The organism is Serratia sp. BNK-23 (assembly GCF_047456145.1).
In the GTDB taxonomy this organism is placed as follows: domain Bacteria; phylum Pseudomonadota; class Gammaproteobacteria; order Enterobacterales; family Enterobacteriaceae; genus Serratia; species Serratia nematodiphila.
Window position 1 is genome coordinate 2,079,365 of sequence record NZ_CP179900.1, and the last position, 16,503, is coordinate 2,095,867.

Sequence of the window (16,503 nt, forward strand, 5' to 3'; positions counted from 1 at the left end):
ATGCAAGAACAAAAAAAGGTCGCCTTGGCGACCTTTTTACTTTCCGCGCGGTGCGGTTTACATACGTTCGACGGTTTCGATGCCCAGCGTATCCAGGCCGGTTTTCAGCGTTTTAGCGGTCAGCAGCGCCAGCTTCAGGCGGCTCTGACGGGTTTCTTCGCTGTCGGCGTTCAGGATCTGGCAGTGCTCGTAGAAGCCGGAGAACAAGCCGGCCAGATCATACAGGTAGCTGCACATGACGTGAGGCGTGCCTTCACGTGCGACGGTGGTGAGCACCTCTTCGAACTGCAGCAGGCGGGTAGCCAGCGCAATCTCACGCTCTTCGGTCAGCGTCAGCGGCAGTGTCAGGCTGCTTTCGTCGATCCCGGCGCGCTTGAATACCGATGCCACACGGGTATAGGCGTATTGCATATAAGGCGCGGTATTGCCCTCGAAGGCCAGCATGTTGTCCCAGTCGAAGACATAGTCGGTGGTGCGGCTTTTCGACAGATCGGCGTATTTCACCGCGCCGATGCCGACCACGCGGGCCACGGTCTTCATTTCGTCTTGCGGCATATCCGGGTTTTTGCCGGCGATCAGCTGTTCGGCGCGTTCGATGGCTTCATCCAGCAGATCGGAGAGCTTCACCGTGCCGCCCGAGCGGGTTTTGAACGGCTTGCCGTCTTTGCCCAGCATCATGCCGAACATGTGGTGTTCCAGCGAGACGGACTCCGGCACGTAACCGGCTTTGCGCACGATGGTCCAGGCCTGCATCAGGTGCTGATGCTGACGGGAGTCGATGTAATACAGAACGCGGTTGGCGCCCAGAGTTTCGTAGCGATACTTGGCGCAGGCGATATCGGTGGTGGTGTAGAGGTAGCCGCCATCCTTTTTCTGGATGATGACGCCCATCGGGTCGCCGTCCTTGTTCTGGTATTCGTCGAGGAACACCACGGTGGCGCCTTCGCTTTCCACCGCCAGCCCTTTGGCTTTCAGATCGGCGACGATGCCCGGCAGCATCGCGTTATACAGGCTTTCACCCATCACGTCGTCTTCGGTCAGCGTGACGTTGAGGCGGTTATAGGTCAGCTGGTTTTGCGCCATGGTGATGTCGACCAGCTTGCGCCACATTTTCAGGCAGTACTGATCGCCGCCCTGCAGCTTCACGACGTAAGCGCGCGCGCGCTCGGCGAACTCGGCGTCTTCGTCGTAGTGTTTCTTGGCTTCGCGATAGAACTGTTCCAAATCGGACAGGCCCATGTCGCTGGCGTTTTCGTTCTGCATTTTTTCCAGGTAGGCAATCAACATGCCGAACTGAGTGCCCCAGTCACCGACATGGTTGGCGCGAATCACTTTATGGCCCAAAAATTCCTGGGTACGCGCCGCGGCGTCGCCGATGATGGTGGAGCGCAGGTGGCCGACGTGCATCTCTTTCGCCACGTTCGGTGCGGAGTAGTCGATAACGATGGTTTGGGGCTCAACCGGCGCAATGCCCAGCTTCGGTGCGTTCAGCACCTGATCGGCCTGGCGGGCGACCCAATCGCTGTTCAGGAAAATGTTGATAAAGCCGGGACCGGCGATTTCCACTTTACCGGCGACGTCGCCGAGATCCAGCAGTTGCACCACTTTTTCCGCCAGCTGACGGGGCGGCATGCCCAGCTTTTTGGCGACTGACATCACGCCGTTGGCCTGGTAATCACCAAACTGCGCCTTGGCGGAAGGGCGGACCTGCGCTTCGCAATCGGCTGGCGCGCCAGCGGCGATCAGCGCCTGGCTGACTTTATCTGAAAGAAGAACCTGAATATTCACCGGGTTACCTTAATGACGAACGAGGGGCTGAAGCCAGCCCCTGCGGGATTCAACGGTGGCGGGCGCGATGGGCGACCGCCACAAAACAGCCTGTAATTGTAACCGATCTGACGGAGCCCGTCAGCAGTTGGCGCGGCCGCTGCGATGAAACAGTTGTCGAGGGCGGCGCGTTGATTGCCGGAAGGTGAAAGCAGAATGATCTGAACAGAATGTACGAAGGGGAGAGTTGCGAAGCTAGCGCTTTTTATTGCGGCGACCGGCATCCAGCGTGTTGGCGCTGCGTGATTTGAAATGACGGTAGATGGCGTATACGGCGATAATTATCAACACCAAGGATATCGTCAGCAATAACATAATGATCATCTCGAATTTAAATTTCCTCCAAAGTAGCTGAGTTGTCTTGGTGAATCAATTGCCCGGGGAAAAATTAAGATAATCCTTAGCTTCCCATCAATTAATGGGGTTTATTGCCTTCTTTTACAATAGGTTATGCTTATGGTTTTATGTGGTTTCGATAAGTGGATCAGGTTTGATTAAACCAGACTATTCAATCGAGTTGACCAATGGGCTGCAGAGAGTTTTGTGCAAAATAACTTAAATCATAGCGTCATGAAGAAAAGGTATAATGGCTTGCGAAAAATCTTATTTTTTATTTTTCTGTTGTTTTAATAAGCAGTCATCTTAATAAGGGACTGGTTTTTTCATTCTACCCGTCCGCAACCAAAAATCATTCTGAACTGACGCCGAAAAACGTCGTAACGGTGGCGAGCACTGCCGCCACCGTGTAAATTACCGCGTTTAACTTTGCGCTCCGTTGTTTTGAGGTTTCTATGACCACTCCCTTGCAGGCCATTGCCGAGCTTGACGATCTGAAGCTCGATTTGCCGCGTTTCGAGCAGGCGCTGCATCAATTTGCCGCCAAATTGCGGCTTGATCTGGCCGCGTTCACCGCCGATCACATCTCTTTGCGCTGTCACCAGAATGCCACCGCCGAACGTTGGCGCCAGGGGCTGATGCAGTGCGGGACACTGCTATCCGAATCGATGATCAACGGGCGGCCTATCTGTCTGTTCGATTTGTCTCAGCCGCTGGCCGTAGGGCCGTGGCGGATAGACTGCATCGAGCTGCCGTATCCTGGGGAGAAACGCTATCCGCACGAAGGCTGGGAACACGTCGAATTAGTGCTCAGTGGCGATCCTCAGACGCTGTACGCTCGGGCGTTGAGCCACCTTGCCGATGAGGCATTGTTGGCGCCGGGGATCAAGCTGAAGCAAAGCTCGCCAAAAGGCGAGGGCGAGCGGCTACCGAACCCGACGCTGGCCATCACCGACGGAACGGTTACGATCAAGTTTCATCCGTATTCCATTCGAGACATCGTCGCCAGCGAACAAGGTTAGCCAGGCAGCGCCGCACAGGCGCGCGCCATGCGATCGAGCGCTTCATCGAGCAGAGCCCATCGGCAACCAAAGTTAAGCCGTACAAAGCGCCGATCGCCGAAGTCCAGGCCGGCGCTTAACCCAACGCCCGCACGTTCGAAGAACTGATGCGGGTTATCTACCGGCAGTGCGCTGCAGTCTATCCAGGCCAGGTAGGTGGCCTCGACGGGCAGCAACGTCAATCCCGGCATGGCGTTGATACGTTTTGTCAGCCGATCGCGATTGGCGCGCAGATAAATCAACTGCTCATCCAGCCAGGGTTGTCCGTATTGATAAGCCGCCTGCGCCGCCACCAGCGCCAACAGATTGACCTCCGGCACGATGCCGCTGCGCGCGCGTTTCAGCTTTTGTCGCAATGCTTCGTTGGGAACGATCGCCAGTGAGGCGCCGAGCCCGGCGAGATTATACGTCTTTGACGGTGACATCAGCGTCACGCTGCGTTGGGCCGCGTCTTCATTCAGGGTGGCGAAGGGGATATGCCGCGCGCCGGGCTCAAGCAGCAGTTCGCAGTGGATTTCATCCGAACAGACGATTAAATCGTGTTCGCGAGCGAACTGATGGTGCTGCAACAACTCCTCTCGGCGATACACGGTGCCACCGGGGTTCTGCGGGTTGCACAGCAACAGGAGTTTTTCGTTGCCGTTGAGCTGATCATGCATCGAGGAAAAATCCAGTCCCCAACGCTGGTTGACCGCTGTTAGCGATACCGGAAGGTGTTTACGCCCGGCGAATTTGGCAGCTTTGCGAAACGGCGGATAAATGAGCGAGGGGGCCAGCGTGCTCTGATGTTGTTCGGTGCAGGCCCGCACGCACAGGTTCAGGCCACACACCAGGCCAGGCAGGAAAATGATCCATTCAGGCTTGATGTGCCAATCATAGCGCTCTACCATGCGGCGGGTAAAAACCTCAATAAGATCAGGGGATGGGTGGGTGTAGCCGAATACGCCGTGTGCTACGCGGCGCTGCAAGGCTTCGATCACCGCCGGCGGTGAGGTGAAATCGCTGTCGGCGACCCAAAGCGGGATGATGTCGCTGCCGCGATATTTATCCCACTTAACGCTGTCACTGTGACTGCGGTCTACCCATTGATCAAAATTGAATGCCATAGTGATAACCCTGAGCCGGTTTATGCCTATGCATGAGCCTACGTGAGAAATGAAGAAATGAACAATTGCCGCCGTATGTTGGCCGTTATCTGGGGGTGACAATGATAAAACTGGAAGTTTGTTGCTTTAGCGTCGACTGTGCGCTGACGGCCGAACGGGCGGGCGCCGATCGCATCGAGTTGTGCGCCAGCCAGAGCGAAGGGGGATTGACGCCGAGCTATGGCACGCTGCGTCTGGCGCGTGAGCGGGTTGCGATCCCGGTGCATCCGATCGTTCGCCCGCGCGGTGGCGATTTCTGCTACGGCGCGGTGGATTTCGAAGTGATCAAACAAGATATCCGCCAAATTCGCGAGATGGGGTTCCCCGGCGTGGTGGTTGGCATGCTGGACGACGAAGGGCACATCGATCTGCCGCGCATGCGCGAAGTGATGAGGCTGTGCGAGGGCATGGCGGTGACCTTCCATCGCGCGTTCGACATGTGCCAGAACCCGATGGTGGCGCTGGAGCAACTGACCGAACTGGGTGTGGCGCGCATTCTGACCTCCGGCCAGCAGCAGAGCGCCGAACTTGGCCTGCCGTTGCTGCGCGATTTGCGCCAGGCCAGCCAGGGTCCGGTGATCATGGCGGGTGCCGGCGTGCGCCTCAGCAATCTGCACAAGTTTGTCGATATCGGCCTGCATGAACTGCACAGCTCTTCCGGCCATCTGGTGCCGTCGACTATGCGTTATCGCAAGGCGGGCGTCACCATGTGCTCCGATAACGAGTTTGACGAATTTAGCCATTATTGCGTAGATGGCGAAATGGTGGAGGCGATGAAAAACGCGCTGGCCTTGGTTGATCCTCTGGCGCAAAGCGCATAAGCACGCAGTTAGCCGCGTTTGACAACCGGTTTCCGGGCCGTAAGACCCCTTTGCGTGTCACTGAGCCCTCGGCGATCACGCAAGTACCAGGCCCCGGCGTTTTGCCGGGGCTTTTTTTATGCCGCGAGAGACTATTGCAACGTGTCAGGCGAGAAGTCGAAGATTTCACCCGGGCTAATGCCGCAGGCTAAAATGCGCACCGTATTATTGCCACTGCCGGGATTGACCAAGATATCGTGGATAGTGCGATTGTTGTTCATGACAAAACGCGCGTAGTAAAGGTTGCCGATGCGTATCCAGGGAATAGCCTGATTGCTCTCGACAGTGTCGGTATAGTTATCGTTGAACGAGCGGGCCCAAATGCCAGTCGAAGCTTGCGCGGTAGATTGATCGCCGATAGAGGATGCGATGGCCCAGAATGTCCTCGGTCCCATGCTCCGATGAATACGTTGACCCAAACCTTTGTAGGCCGGGTTGTCGCCAGTGGCTGTCAGAAGATTGCTGTCTACCGTCAGTTTCCCGTCGATAAACCAGCCTGTAGGCTGATTGTCAGCACCGATGGCGATCAGATTGCTGTTCGTCAAATAATTTAGCGGGGCCTCATGCAGCTGATAACTGCGCTGTGCAATGCCCAGTGTGCCTCTGAGAATGTTGTAACCAGCTTCATTGTTCAGACTGCCGTTTGTCCACATTGGCATAACGGTGTTGCTGAATGAGAGTTGATACCCAGCGTTAGCTTCGAAGCGAATAGCCTGGGGCGACAGTGTGCCCTTGGGCCCATTGGCGGTAGCGAAGTTAACATTACTGATTTGAACTGGGGTGATATTAGATTGGCTGGTGGATTTTCTTAATACCAGGAATCCCCCAACGGCATCACCATAATCATTGATGTAGGAACCGTTGGCGATTTGAATATTGGCGGAGGAATCTGAGTCGATATCGATGCCGGTACCATTTCTGTCTGCCATGAAATTGCTTAGGCTGAGACCGCCTAAATAGGAAGTTCCTTGTGTTGTGGTTTTGATAAAGATCTTTTTGCCATAAGAGAATACATTCACCATAAACGTATTGTCGTGGCGATCGAAATTGAAAGCACAAGAACCGGCTACGGCGATAGAGGCAGTAACCGCGTTTTCTGTCGGACGCACGACATTGGCATTGACGTGAACATTGGTAAATCTGTTGATGTCCCTGCTTTCATAAACCCTGTAGTCGCAGCGGACTGCCCAACCGTAGATATTCTCAAAGTTGTTGGCTTCTCCTCGAGCTTCAACAAAGTCATAGGCGCCTACATAACGGCAGTTGGCGACTGACAGAGCGCCACCTGCGGTAATGGTGGCACCGTATTGAACGAATGTCTCCGGCTGGGTGGCAGTATATTTTTGATCCGGGTAGAGGAACGACCAACCATCAAAGACAACATTCTTATCGCAGGCGAAACAAACCGTACCCGCGGGTTTTTTGATAATGAAAGCACTGTCGTCCGCAAGGCCTGCCCGATTAGGGCCATTGCTTGTGAGGCTTGCAGGGCCTTGAGCAATACCGCGACGGGAGCCTCTCACAGTGACGCCGCTAGCGACGTTGATAGGTTGAGCACTGGTCAGCAGATATTGAGCATTTTCCGAAGCATAGACCACTTTGTTTTTTAAACTCGCGGCATAGTTTAATGTCGCGCTGATTGCTGCATCCGAGGCGGAGGCACCACTGGGATCGGCGCCGAAGTGATCGAAACTAAGTTTCTGCTCCAGTCGTTTCCAGCGGGCTCCTCCCGATGTAACCACCACGGTGCCGTTATTATCCGCACTGGTTGTATCCGTTTTCGCATAATAGAATTCTCCGCCGCCGGCGAAACGTCCGGCGGCGTGAGAAACTAAAAAGACAATCTGGTCATCTGTAACTGGCGTCAGATTACGCAATTCACTGATATTATTTACACTAATCATATTGCTCATGGAATTTCTCCTGTTGGTTGGCAACATGATTGTCAATCAGATGGGACGATTGAAACAGTCGATAAGGTTTGTAGGACGCTGATACAGCGTAAAGTCAGGCCCCGGCGTTTTGCCGGGGCTTTTTTTATGTTTTGTAAAGACCATTCGCCCGTTTCAACGTGGTATCTCGGTCGACCAACCCCCCATCTCTTCTTGCGATCGTCATGTCCTGCTGATAAGTTTGTGAGTTAAAATCCTTTAAATATCATAATATTAAATGATTTTTTGATATGTATTGATGCAGTAAATGATTGGCGCCATGCCTCTCAATGCTGCGTCTGCATTTTCATGTCCGAACACAGCTTGGCTGATGGCCGGAACATCACAGCATCAATGAGGAGAGCCGTCAGCTCGACTGCAGAGCGCGTTGGCGGCGGATTTAACAAGGAGATAATGATAATGACCCGAACGGCACACTGTTGGACCGCGGCGCTTTTACTGACGTTGGCCCTGACCGGCTGCCAGACCGCCAAGCGGCCCGTTTCTACATTGAGTAAGCCGCCCAGTGCAGAAGAAGTTGCGGAGCAAGATAAGCGGCAGCGTGAGGCCGAGCGCATGCAACAGTGCCAGCGCGAACTGGATGCCATGCGCGGCATGGATAACGAGAAATATCAGAAATTCAAACGCGAGTTCGATACCTTGATGAGCGGCGCCGCGCAGTATGCCGGGGTACGCCAGCGGGTCAACACGGGCACGCAGGAAACCGTCGACGCGCTGTATCGTTATCGCACCAGCCGCCTCTGCGCAGACATCAGTTCTGCCATGATGACCGGCCTGGCTGAGCGCGGAGAACGCGCCCAATGACCCCTCGTGCAAGAAAGGCATTACTGAGCCTGATGATACCGCTGGCGTTTGCGCCGGCGGTGGCCGCGGCGGATGACGATGTGCCGGCGTTATTGCAGTTTGCCGAGCGTTATCAGCGGCAGGACGCACCGGCGGCTGATACCGTGGTTACCCCATCTCAGGAAACCCAAAAGCCGGCGTCCCGGCCGGTTCAGATTCGTGAAACGGCTGCGCAGAGAAAGCAACTGACGCAGTTGCAAAAGGCGCTGCGTGAGAAAGAGACTCGATTGGAACAACAGCAAGCCGCTATTCAATCACTGCAGCAGGAGCTGACCGCGCTGCGCGTTGCGTCATCCCTGACGGCTGCCGATAAACCGGCACCTGCTCCCGATCTGAGCGCCTTGAGCGACTTCGCCAGCGGCGTGCGACAGGCGCTGAATCTGACGCCGCAGGAGCGCAAGGCTCAGGCGCAGATCGCCGAAGCGCAAGCCGCGTTAGCGCGGCAAAAGCAACAAACCGCGGAGCGAGATCGGCGCATTGCCTTGCTGGAACAACGGCTGGCGGCCTTGCCTAAACCGGCGGAAAACGTTCGGCAGCAGGTTTGGGAGGAGAAGCTGGCGGCGGCGCAAACCGCCAACGATAAAGCGCGTCAGCGTTATGAAGAGGACAAAAAAGCGGCCGCCGCTGAGCTGGAACGACAGAAGGCCGAAGCCGCCAAGTTGACAGGGGAACTGCAGCGGCAGCTGGCACAACTGCAGAAAGAACAGGGTGTCCAACGTCAGCTGGAGGGGCAACAAGAGAAAAGCCTGAAGACAGCGCTGGCGCAGCAACAGGCCGAAGCCGACAAGTTGACGGGGGAACTGCAGCGGCAGCTGGCACAGCTGCAGAAAGAACAGGGTGTTCAACGTCATCAGGCCGAACAACAGGAGAAAAACCTGAAGATGGCGCTGGAGCAGCAAAAGACCGAGACCGCCAAAGCGACGGGGGAACTTCAGCAGCAACTGGCAGCGCTGCAAAAAGAGCGTGATGGCCAACGCCAGCAGGCCGAGCAGCAAGAGAACAGCCTGAAGGCGGCGCTGGCAAAGCAGGCGATAGAAGCCGCCAAAGCGACGGAGGAACTGCAGCGGCAGTTGGCGCAACTGCAGGAAAAAAACAAAACGCAAACCGTGCAGGCCAAAACGCTGGAACAACGTCTGGCGGCGGTGACGGCGGAAAGCGCGCAGGCAGCGCAGAAGAGGGATGAAGCGACGCAACGGGCGGATAAAACGGCGGCGGAGCTGGCTGCCGCCCATCAGGCTCAGCAAGCTTTGCAAGACGAATTGAGCGGGCTGAGATCGCGGGCCAAATGGTTGCCGGAGGTGAAAACGCTGAAGAAAAAGCCGGAACAACAGAGCTATGCTGCCGGCGTCGCCCTGGGGCGCGACATTCAAACGATGCTGGCGGAGCGTAAAAATTGGGGTATCACACCCGATAAAACTGTGCTGCTGGCGGGTGTAATTGATACCTTCAACGGCCATTACCAGTTGAGCGATGCGCAGCTGGCCAGCGCATTGGCGGAGTCGGAAAAAGCGGTGAACGACGCCAGAAGCCAGGCGGCGAAGGCGCAAACCAGCAAAGGCGAAGCGTTTGTTGCCGAGTTCAAAAAGAAGAAGGGCACGCAGAAATCGCCTTCCGGCTTCTGGTATCGCATCGATTATATGGGGGATGAAACCATTGCGGAAAACGCGCGGGTAGACATCGTGGTGAAAGAGAGCTTGACCGACGGCAGCGTGATCCAGGATATGGATCGCAGTGGAAAGGTGATGTCACAGCCGCTCTCTGCCTATCCGCCGCTGTTCCGCGAGGCGATCGGCCATCTGAAAAATCACGGCTCGCTGACGATGGTGGTGCCGCCGGCGTTGGCGTACGGTGAAACGGGCTATGCGCCGCAGATCCCGCCGAACGCGACGATGGTGTATGAGCTGCGGATTGTCGATGCCGGCAACGGGTAAGTTGAGGCCGGCGCAGGCCGGCCCAATTAGCAAGCGCTAGGGCTTTTTGGCGGTCAACACGGCGCGCAGCGGCGCAGGATAGCCTTCAACCGTTTTGCTGCGGTCGTTCGGGTCGAGGAATTCAGCCAGCGACTCGCTGGTCATCCAGTCTGTACGGCGCTGTTCTTCGAGGCTGGTGACGCACATATCGGCGATTTTCACGTCAACGAAGCCGCATTTCTCCAGCCAGCATTTCAGCGCTTCGGCGGAAGGAATGAAATACACGTTGCGCATCTGCGCATAACGGTCGCCCGGCACCAGCACCTGGTGGCGATCGCCTTCCACCACCAGCGTTTCCAGCACCAGTTCGCCTTCAGCTACCAGCTGATTTTTCAACTGATACAGATGATCGAGCGGCGAGCGGCGATGATACAGGACGCCCATCGAGAACACGGTGTCGAACGCCGCCAGTTCCGGCAACTGCTCGATGCCGAGCGGCAGCAGATGGGCGCGCTGATCGCCGCCCAACAGTTTGCGCACCGCTTCAAACTGGCACAGGAACAGCTGCATCGGATCGATGCCTACGGCAAAGTGTGCGCCGGCGCCGATCATGCGCCACAGGTGATAACCGCTGCCGCAGCCGACGTCGAGAATGGTGCGTCCGGCCAACGGGGAGATGTGCGGCAGCACGCGATCCCACTTCCAGTCGGAATGCCATTCGGTATCGATATCGATGCCATACAGCGAGAACGGCCCTTTACGCCACGGCATCAGGGTGCGCAGCATTTTCTCGACGCCTTCACGCTGGCCCGGCGACAGGCCAGGCTCCATCTCAGCGCGCACGCCGTGCAGCAGATCGAGACGGGTGGGGGTCAGCGTCGGCAAATGCTCCACCGAGTTGAACCACTGCTTGAATTTGCCGTGCAGCGATTCGCGTTGCCAGGCGCTCAGCTGCGCGGGGAGCGTATCCAGCCAGTGGCTGAGGGGGCTCTTGGCAATGCGCTGATAGAAATCACCGAATTCGATCATTGCGCATCCCCCGCTTTCAGGGCGATCAGCGAACCGAAGTTGAAGCACTGGAACCACACTTCAGCATGCTCGAATCCGGCCTGTTGCAGACGCGCCTTGTGCGCCTCCACCGAATCGGTCAGCATCACGTTTTCCAGCATGCTGCGTTTTTGGCTGATCTCCAGCTCGCTGTATCCGTTGGCGCGTTTGAAATCGTGGTGCATGTTGAACAGCAGCTCGCCGACTTCGGCGTCTTCAAAGCTGAACTTCTCCGACAGCACCAGCGCGCCGCCTGGGCGCAGGCCACGATAGATTTTCTCCAGCAGGCGCAGGCGATCGGCCGGCTCGAGGAACTGCAGCGTAAAGTTCAGTACCACCATCGAGGCGTCTTCGATGTCGATGTCGCGAATGTCGGCTTCGATAACCTCAACCGGCGTGTCGGCGCGGAAGGCGTCAATATGGCGGCGGCAACGTTCCACCATCGCCGGCGAATTGTCGACGGCGACGATATGGCAGCCGGGCACCTTGATATTCCGCCGCATTGACAGCGTCGCCGCGCCCAGCGAGCAGCCCAGGTCATACACCCGGCTGTCGGGTTGCACAAAACGTTCGGCCAGCATGCCGATCATCGAGATGATGTTGGAATAGCCGGGAACGGAGCGTTGGATCATGTCGGGGAACACTTCGGCGACGCGTTCGTCGAAGGTCCAGTCGCCCAGTTTGGCGATGGGGGCGGAGAAAAGAGTATCGCGGTTTGGCATAGCGGCAAATCAGTTCAGAATTCGAAGCTGCGTAGTCTAACAGAAAAGCGCAAAAAAGCGGAGCGGAAGCAGGCGGCGCGGCCGCCTGATGATAAAACGGGATCAGTGCAGGCTGAAAATCAGATCCCAAGGCAGATAGAAGATATTTGCCAGAACCATCAACAACAAAGAGATATAGGTCGCGGCCATGCCTGAACGGCGCCAGCGAACCTCGCGGTTGCGTAAACCGTAGTAATGCACCAGCCGCCCGGCCATCAGCATCAGGCCGCAGAGGTGAATCATCCAGATTTCCGCGCCGTTCATTTCCATGATCACCAGCAATACGGCAGCGATAGGAATGTATTCAACGGCATTGCCATGCACGCGGATGGCGGTCTGCAATTCGTAGAAACCGCCGTCGCCGTAGGCTACGCGGTACTGCATCCTTAACCTGACTACGTCATAAGAGAGTTTGATCAACAACAATGCGCCGAGCACCACATAAAGCGCGCTTACCATTTTTAACTCCGTTCCCTAACCAAAACTGGCAGCCAGCATCATAGCCGTCATTGTATTCACTGTCGCGGGGAAATATTTGATGTTATTGGTCAGATTAATAGGTCAAAACAGTGCATCTTGTTCTGGCCAGTCTGGCGGCGCAGGCAAATCAGGGATCGCCAGACGCAACTGCTGCCAAATTTTTTGCGCCTGCTGGGGCGAATCGCCGTTGTCCGGCGTATGAATAAACAGATAGGGCTGATGCTGTTGCTGCCACAGCGGCAGTTTTTGTTGCCAGGCTTCGAACCAGCGCAGGTTATCGGCCAGTTGGTCACCGCCGATAAAGCGCACCAACGGTTGGTCGGCGGTGACCAGAGCGTGTACCGGCAGCTTCGGTTTTTTCTGCTGGGCATCGCGCACGGCGGCGGTATTGGGGGCGGCGTGATGCACCGGGCGGCTGTCGAGGATCACCCGATTGATGCCGCGCTGGTGTAGCCCCTGATTCAACGCGCGCTCTTCCTCACCCTTGGCGAAAAACGCCGGATGACGCACTTCTACGCCGTAGGTGAACTCCTGCGGCAGGCTTTCGAAGAACTGCCACATGCGCGGCAGCTCATCGGGGCCGAAGGCGGCGGGCAGCTGCAGCCACAACTGGCCGATGCGCTGATGCACCGGGCTCAGGCAGTGGTAAAACGCCTCTAGCTCGGCGGCGCAGTTGCGCAGGGCGGCCTTGTGGCTGATGTCCGACGGGAATTTGAAGCAGAAGCGAAAATCGTCGCCGGTCATGTCGCGCCAGCGCTGCACGATTTCCAGTTTCGGCAGCGCGTAGAAGGTGGTGTTGCCTTCCACGCAGTTGAAGTAGCGGCTGTAATCCGCCAAATCACGCAGCCCGATACGATTCCAGGCTGAATGTTGCCACTGCGGCAGTCCGATGTAGATCACGGCGTCGTCTTCCTTTACTTGTGCTTGGCTTATCAGGCTACAACTTAACGTTACCGCTCGAGCGCGGCAAGAATTTCGCCGGTGTCGCGCACCCGCGCCAAACGCGGGAAGATGTGTTCGAACGCGAAACGGTGCATTTCCGCGTTCTGCGCGCTGCAGACGTCTTCGGCGATCACCAGCTCATAGCCGTGCTCCCAGGCGGCGCGGGCGGTGGATTCCACGCCGATATTGGTGGATATGCCGCCCAGCACCACGGACTTGATGCCGCGGCGGCGCAGCTGCAAGTCCAGATCGGTGCCGTAGAAGGCGCCCCATTGGCGTTTGGTGATCAGAATATCGTTGTCGCAGACCGCCAGCGGCGCGGGGAATTCCCACCAGCTGGCCGGCAAACCGCCGGCGGGCGCGGGAGCCGGTTTATCCACCGGTTGTTTCAGCGCTTCGGCGAAGGAGTCTGACCAACCGACGCGCACCAACAGCACCGTCGCGCCCAGCATACGAAAACGGGCGGCCAGCAGGGCGGCGTTCGCCACCACCTGGCCGGCGCTGTGCGGGCCGCCGGCGTAAGGCAGAATGCCGTTTTGCAAATCGATCAGCACCAGAGCGGTGGTTTGGGCGTCAAGTTTCAACATGGATTTCATCTCGTTGCGAAGTGGATAAAAACTGTTCGGCGCGCCGGGCGAACAACATACGGCGCAGAACCGGGGGAGAATCAGGCTACGTGAAAAAACTGTCGCAGGTTAATGGGAAATTTGTTAATCGATGTGTTGATTCGGACAAAAACGCGCCATTTAGTGCAGTAACAATGCTGTGTTCGCACTTATCGGGCGGATGAATTTCCTTTATAATGACTCCCTTTTTTCAACACTCTTTAATCCAACGACCTATGCCGATTTATGAATATGCATGTGGTGCTTGCAACCATCGGTTAGAAAAATTGCAAAAATTTTCCGATGCGCCGCTGGCAGACTGCCCGGCGTGTGGGCAGCCCGCGTTGACCAAGTTGATCTCATCCTCCGGTTTCCAGCTTAAGGGCACCGGCTGGTATGCGACGGATTTTAAACCGGGCAACAAGTAGAATTTATCAGATAACAGCCGCGCGACAGGGGCGCAGTAGCCCGGCGCGGCATCGGCTGTGTAAAAGGATAGCGTATGCGTACTGAATATTGCGGGCAGTTGAATCTGTCCCACGTGGGCCAGGAAGTCACTCTGTGTGGTTGGGTCAATCGTCGTCGCGATCTGGGCGGCCTGATCTTTATTGATATGCGCGACCGTGAAGGCATCGTGCAGGTGTTCTTCGACCCGGACGAGAAAGTGGCGTTCGACAAGGCCTATGACCTGCGCAATGAATTTTGCATCCAGATCGTCGGCACCGTGCGTGCGCGTCCGGACAGCCAGATCAATAAAGATATGGCCACCGGCGAAGTGGAAGTGTTCGCCCACGCGCTCGAGATCATCAACCGCTCCGAGCCGCTGCCGCTGGACTCCAACCAGGTCAACAGCGAAGAAGCGCGCCTGAAATACCGTTACCTCGATCTGCGTCGCCCGGAAATGGCCGAGCGTCTGAAGACCCGCGCCAAAATCACCAGCTTCGTACGTCGCTTTATGGACAGCCACGGTTTCCTCGACATCGAAACGCCGATGCTGACCAAAGCGACGCCGGAAGGCGCCCGCGATTATCTGGTGCCGAGCCGCGTGCACAAGGGCAAATTCTACGCGCTGCCGCAGTCTCCGCAGCTGTTTAAACAGCTGCTGATGATGTCCGGCTTCGATCGTTACTATCAGATCGTCAAATGCTTCCGTGACGAAGACCTGCGTGCGGACCGTCAGCCTGAATTTACTCAAATCGACGTCGAAACCTCCTTCATGACCGCCGAGCAGGTGCGTGAAGTGATGGAGAAGCTGGCGCGCGAACTGTGGCTGGACGTGAAGGGCGTGGATCTGGGCGATTTCCCGGTCATGACCTTCGCCGAAGCGATGCGTCGCTTTGGTTCCGACAAGCCGGACCTGCGTAACCCGCTGGAGCTGGTGGACGTGGCCGACCTGGTCAAGGACGTCGAGTTCAAAGTGTTCTCCGGCCCGGCCAATGACGCCAAAGGCCGCGTGGCGGCGATCCGCGTACCGGGCGGCGCACAGCTGACCCGCAAGCAGATCGACGAGTACGGCGCTTTCGTCAACATCTACGGCGCTAAAGGCCTGGCCTGGCTGAAGGTCAACGACCGCGCCGCCGGCATGGAAGGCGTGCAGAGCCCGATCGCCAAATTCCTCAGCGCGGAAGTGCTGGAAGCCGTCCTGGCGCGCACCGATGCGCAGACCGGCGACATCCTGTTCTTCGGCGCAGACAGTTTCAAGATTGTCACCGATGCGATGGGCGCGCTGCGCCTGAAGCTGGGCCGCGATCTGGGGCTGACCCAACTCGACAGCTGGGCGCCGCTGTGGGTGGTCGACTTCCCGATGTTCGAAGAAGACGAAGAGGGCGGCCTGGCGGCGATGCACCACCCGTTCACCTCGCCGCGCGACATGAGCCCGGAAGAGCTGGCCGCCGCGCCGGTCAACGCCATCGCCAACGCCTATGACATGGTGATCAACGGTTACGAAGTGGGCGGCGGTTCGGTGCGTATTCACCGCAGCGAAATGCAGCAGACGGTATTCAGCATTCTGGGCATCGACGAACACGAACAGCGCGAGAAGTTCGGCTTCCTGCTGGACGCGCTGAAGTACGGCACGCCGCCGCACGCCGGCCTGGCTTTCGGCCTGGACCGTCTGGTGATGCTGCTGACCGGCACCGACAACATCCGCGACGTTATCGCCTTCCCGAAAACCACCGCGGCGGCCTGTCTGATGACCGATGCACCGAGCTTCGCCAACCCGGCGGCGCTGCAGGAGCTGGCGATCAGCGTGGTAAAGAAAGCCGGTGCGGAACAAGAGAGCGAGTGATGAGTTACAAGCGCCCTGAATCTATCCTGGTAGTGATTTACGCGAAATCCAGTGGTCGGGTGCTGATGTTACAGCGGCGCGACGATACCGAGTTCTGGCAGTCGGTCACCGGCAGCCTGGAACAGGATGAGTCGCCGCCGCATGCCGCGCGGCGTGAGGTCATGGAAGAAGTGGGCATCGATATCGAAGCAGAGCACCTGCCGTTGTTCGATTGCCAGCGCTGCGTGGAGTTTGAACTCTTTGTCCATTTGCGACATCGCTATGCGCCGGGAACCACGCGCAATAAAGAGCACTGGTTCTGTCTGGCGTTGCCCGAGGAGCGCGATCCGGTGATTACCGAGCATCACGCTTACCAATGGCTTGAGGCGGCCGAGGCCGTGAAGTTGACCAAGTCGTGGAGCAATCAGCAGGCGATTGAAGAGTTCGTGATCAATTCAGTCCAGTAGT

At 57.2% G+C, this 16,503-nt stretch carries 15 protein-coding genes; 7 read left to right on the top strand and 8 right to left on the bottom strand.

From position 1 onward, the window contains the following. Window positions 1-57: 57 nt before the first annotated feature. A complete protein-coding gene (gene argS / locus ACMGF9_RS09845; protein WP_015378141.1) occupies window positions 58-1,788 on the bottom strand; it encodes an arginine--tRNA ligase in 1,731 nt (576 codons plus the stop codon). Between the two features lie 830 nt (window positions 1,789-2,618). On the opposite strand from argS, the gene ACMGF9_RS09850 reads away from it, so the two are divergent. After that, a complete protein-coding gene (locus ACMGF9_RS09850) occupies window positions 2,619-3,185 on the top strand; it encodes a VOC family protein (protein ID WP_004929646.1) in 567 nt (188 codons plus the stop codon). On the opposite strand, the gene ACMGF9_RS09855 is transcribed toward ACMGF9_RS09850, so the two are convergent. Next, on the bottom strand, window positions 3,182-4,330 hold the full coding sequence (locus ACMGF9_RS09855; protein WP_118891960.1) for a MalY/PatB family protein: 1,149 nt from the start codon (window positions 4,328-4,330) through the stop codon (window positions 3,182-3,184). The two genes, ACMGF9_RS09850 and ACMGF9_RS09855, sit on opposite strands and share 4 nt — an antisense overlap. Before the next feature lie 101 nt (window positions 4,331-4,431). Here ACMGF9_RS09855 and cutC point away from each other — a divergent pair, with 101 nt between their 5' ends. After that, entirely contained in the window at window positions 4,432-5,190 is a 759-nt protein-coding gene (gene cutC / locus ACMGF9_RS09860) for a copper homeostasis protein CutC (RefSeq protein WP_015378138.1), read from the top strand. 131 nt (window positions 5,191-5,321) lie between these two features. Here cutC and ACMGF9_RS09865 read toward each other — a convergent pair whose 3' ends face one another. Continuing rightward, a complete protein-coding gene (locus ACMGF9_RS09865; RefSeq protein ID WP_044031066.1) occupies window positions 5,322-7,142 on the bottom strand; it encodes a hypothetical protein in 1,821 nt (606 codons plus the stop codon). A gap of 438 nt (window positions 7,143-7,580) precedes the next feature. Here ACMGF9_RS09865 and ACMGF9_RS09870 point away from each other — a divergent pair, with 438 nt between their 5' ends. Further along, window positions 7,581-7,985, top strand: coding sequence for a hypothetical protein (locus ACMGF9_RS09870; protein WP_015378136.1), 405 nt, complete (start codon window positions 7,581-7,583; stop codon window positions 7,983-7,985). After that, a complete protein-coding gene (locus ACMGF9_RS09875) occupies window positions 7,982-9,955 on the top strand; it encodes an FKBP-type peptidyl-prolyl cis-trans isomerase N-terminal domain-containing protein (RefSeq protein WP_226882931.1) in 1,974 nt (657 codons plus the stop codon). The genes ACMGF9_RS09870 and ACMGF9_RS09875 overlap by 4 nt, the downstream gene beginning before the upstream one ends. 36 nt (window positions 9,956-9,991) lie before the next feature. Here the strand turns inward: ACMGF9_RS09875 and cmoB are convergent, their stop codons facing one another. The 5 genes from cmoB to ACMGF9_RS09900 form a co-directional block, all read right to left on the bottom strand. Next, window positions 9,992-10,963, bottom strand: coding sequence for a tRNA 5-methoxyuridine(34)/uridine 5-oxyacetic acid(34) synthase CmoB (gene cmoB / locus ACMGF9_RS09880; protein WP_015378134.1), 972 nt, complete (start codon window positions 10,961-10,963; stop codon window positions 9,992-9,994). Next, window positions 10,960-11,703, bottom strand: a complete 744-nt coding sequence (gene cmoA / locus ACMGF9_RS09885; protein WP_015378133.1) for a carboxy-S-adenosyl-L-methionine synthase CmoA — start codon at window positions 11,701-11,703, stop codon at window positions 10,960-10,962. The genes cmoB and cmoA overlap by 4 nt, the downstream gene beginning before the upstream one ends. Before the next feature lie 102 nt (window positions 11,704-11,805). Continuing rightward, window positions 11,806-12,201 carry an MAPEG family protein gene (locus tag ACMGF9_RS09890; RefSeq protein WP_004932387.1) on the bottom strand — a complete coding sequence of 132 codons (396 nt, stop codon included), beginning with the start codon at window positions 12,199-12,201 and terminating at the stop codon, window positions 11,806-11,808. Between the two features lie 102 nt (window positions 12,202-12,303). Beyond that, complete coding sequence (locus tag ACMGF9_RS09895; protein WP_118892685.1) at window positions 12,304-13,119, bottom strand: DUF72 domain-containing protein; 816 nt, start codon at window positions 13,117-13,119, stop codon at window positions 12,304-12,306. A 53-nt stretch (window positions 13,120-13,172) separates the two neighbouring features. Beyond that, the gene (locus ACMGF9_RS09900) at window positions 13,173-13,751 is read right to left on the bottom strand and encodes a hydrolase (RefSeq protein ID WP_118892686.1); all 579 of its coding nucleotides are present in this window, start codon (window positions 13,749-13,751) and stop codon (window positions 13,173-13,175) included. 254 nt (window positions 13,752-14,005) lie between these two features. On the opposite strand from ACMGF9_RS09900, the gene ACMGF9_RS09905 reads away from it, so the two are divergent. From ACMGF9_RS09905 to nudB, 3 genes are all read left to right on the top strand, one after another. After that, window positions 14,006-14,197 carry an FmdB family zinc ribbon protein gene (locus ACMGF9_RS09905; protein WP_033632845.1) on the top strand — a complete coding sequence of 64 codons (192 nt, stop codon included), beginning with the start codon at window positions 14,006-14,008 and terminating at the stop codon, window positions 14,195-14,197. Window positions 14,198-14,271: 74 nt separating this feature from the next. Next, on the top strand, window positions 14,272-16,056 hold the full coding sequence (aspS, locus tag ACMGF9_RS09910; protein WP_075684566.1) for an aspartate--tRNA ligase: 1,785 nt from the start codon (window positions 14,272-14,274) through the stop codon (window positions 16,054-16,056). Further along, complete coding sequence (gene nudB, locus ACMGF9_RS09915; protein ID WP_004932373.1) at window positions 16,056-16,502, top strand: dihydroneopterin triphosphate diphosphatase; 447 nt, start codon at window positions 16,056-16,058, stop codon at window positions 16,500-16,502. Before aspS ends, nudB begins: the two co-directional genes overlap by 1 nt. The last annotated feature ends 1 nt before the right edge of the window (window position 16,503 follow it).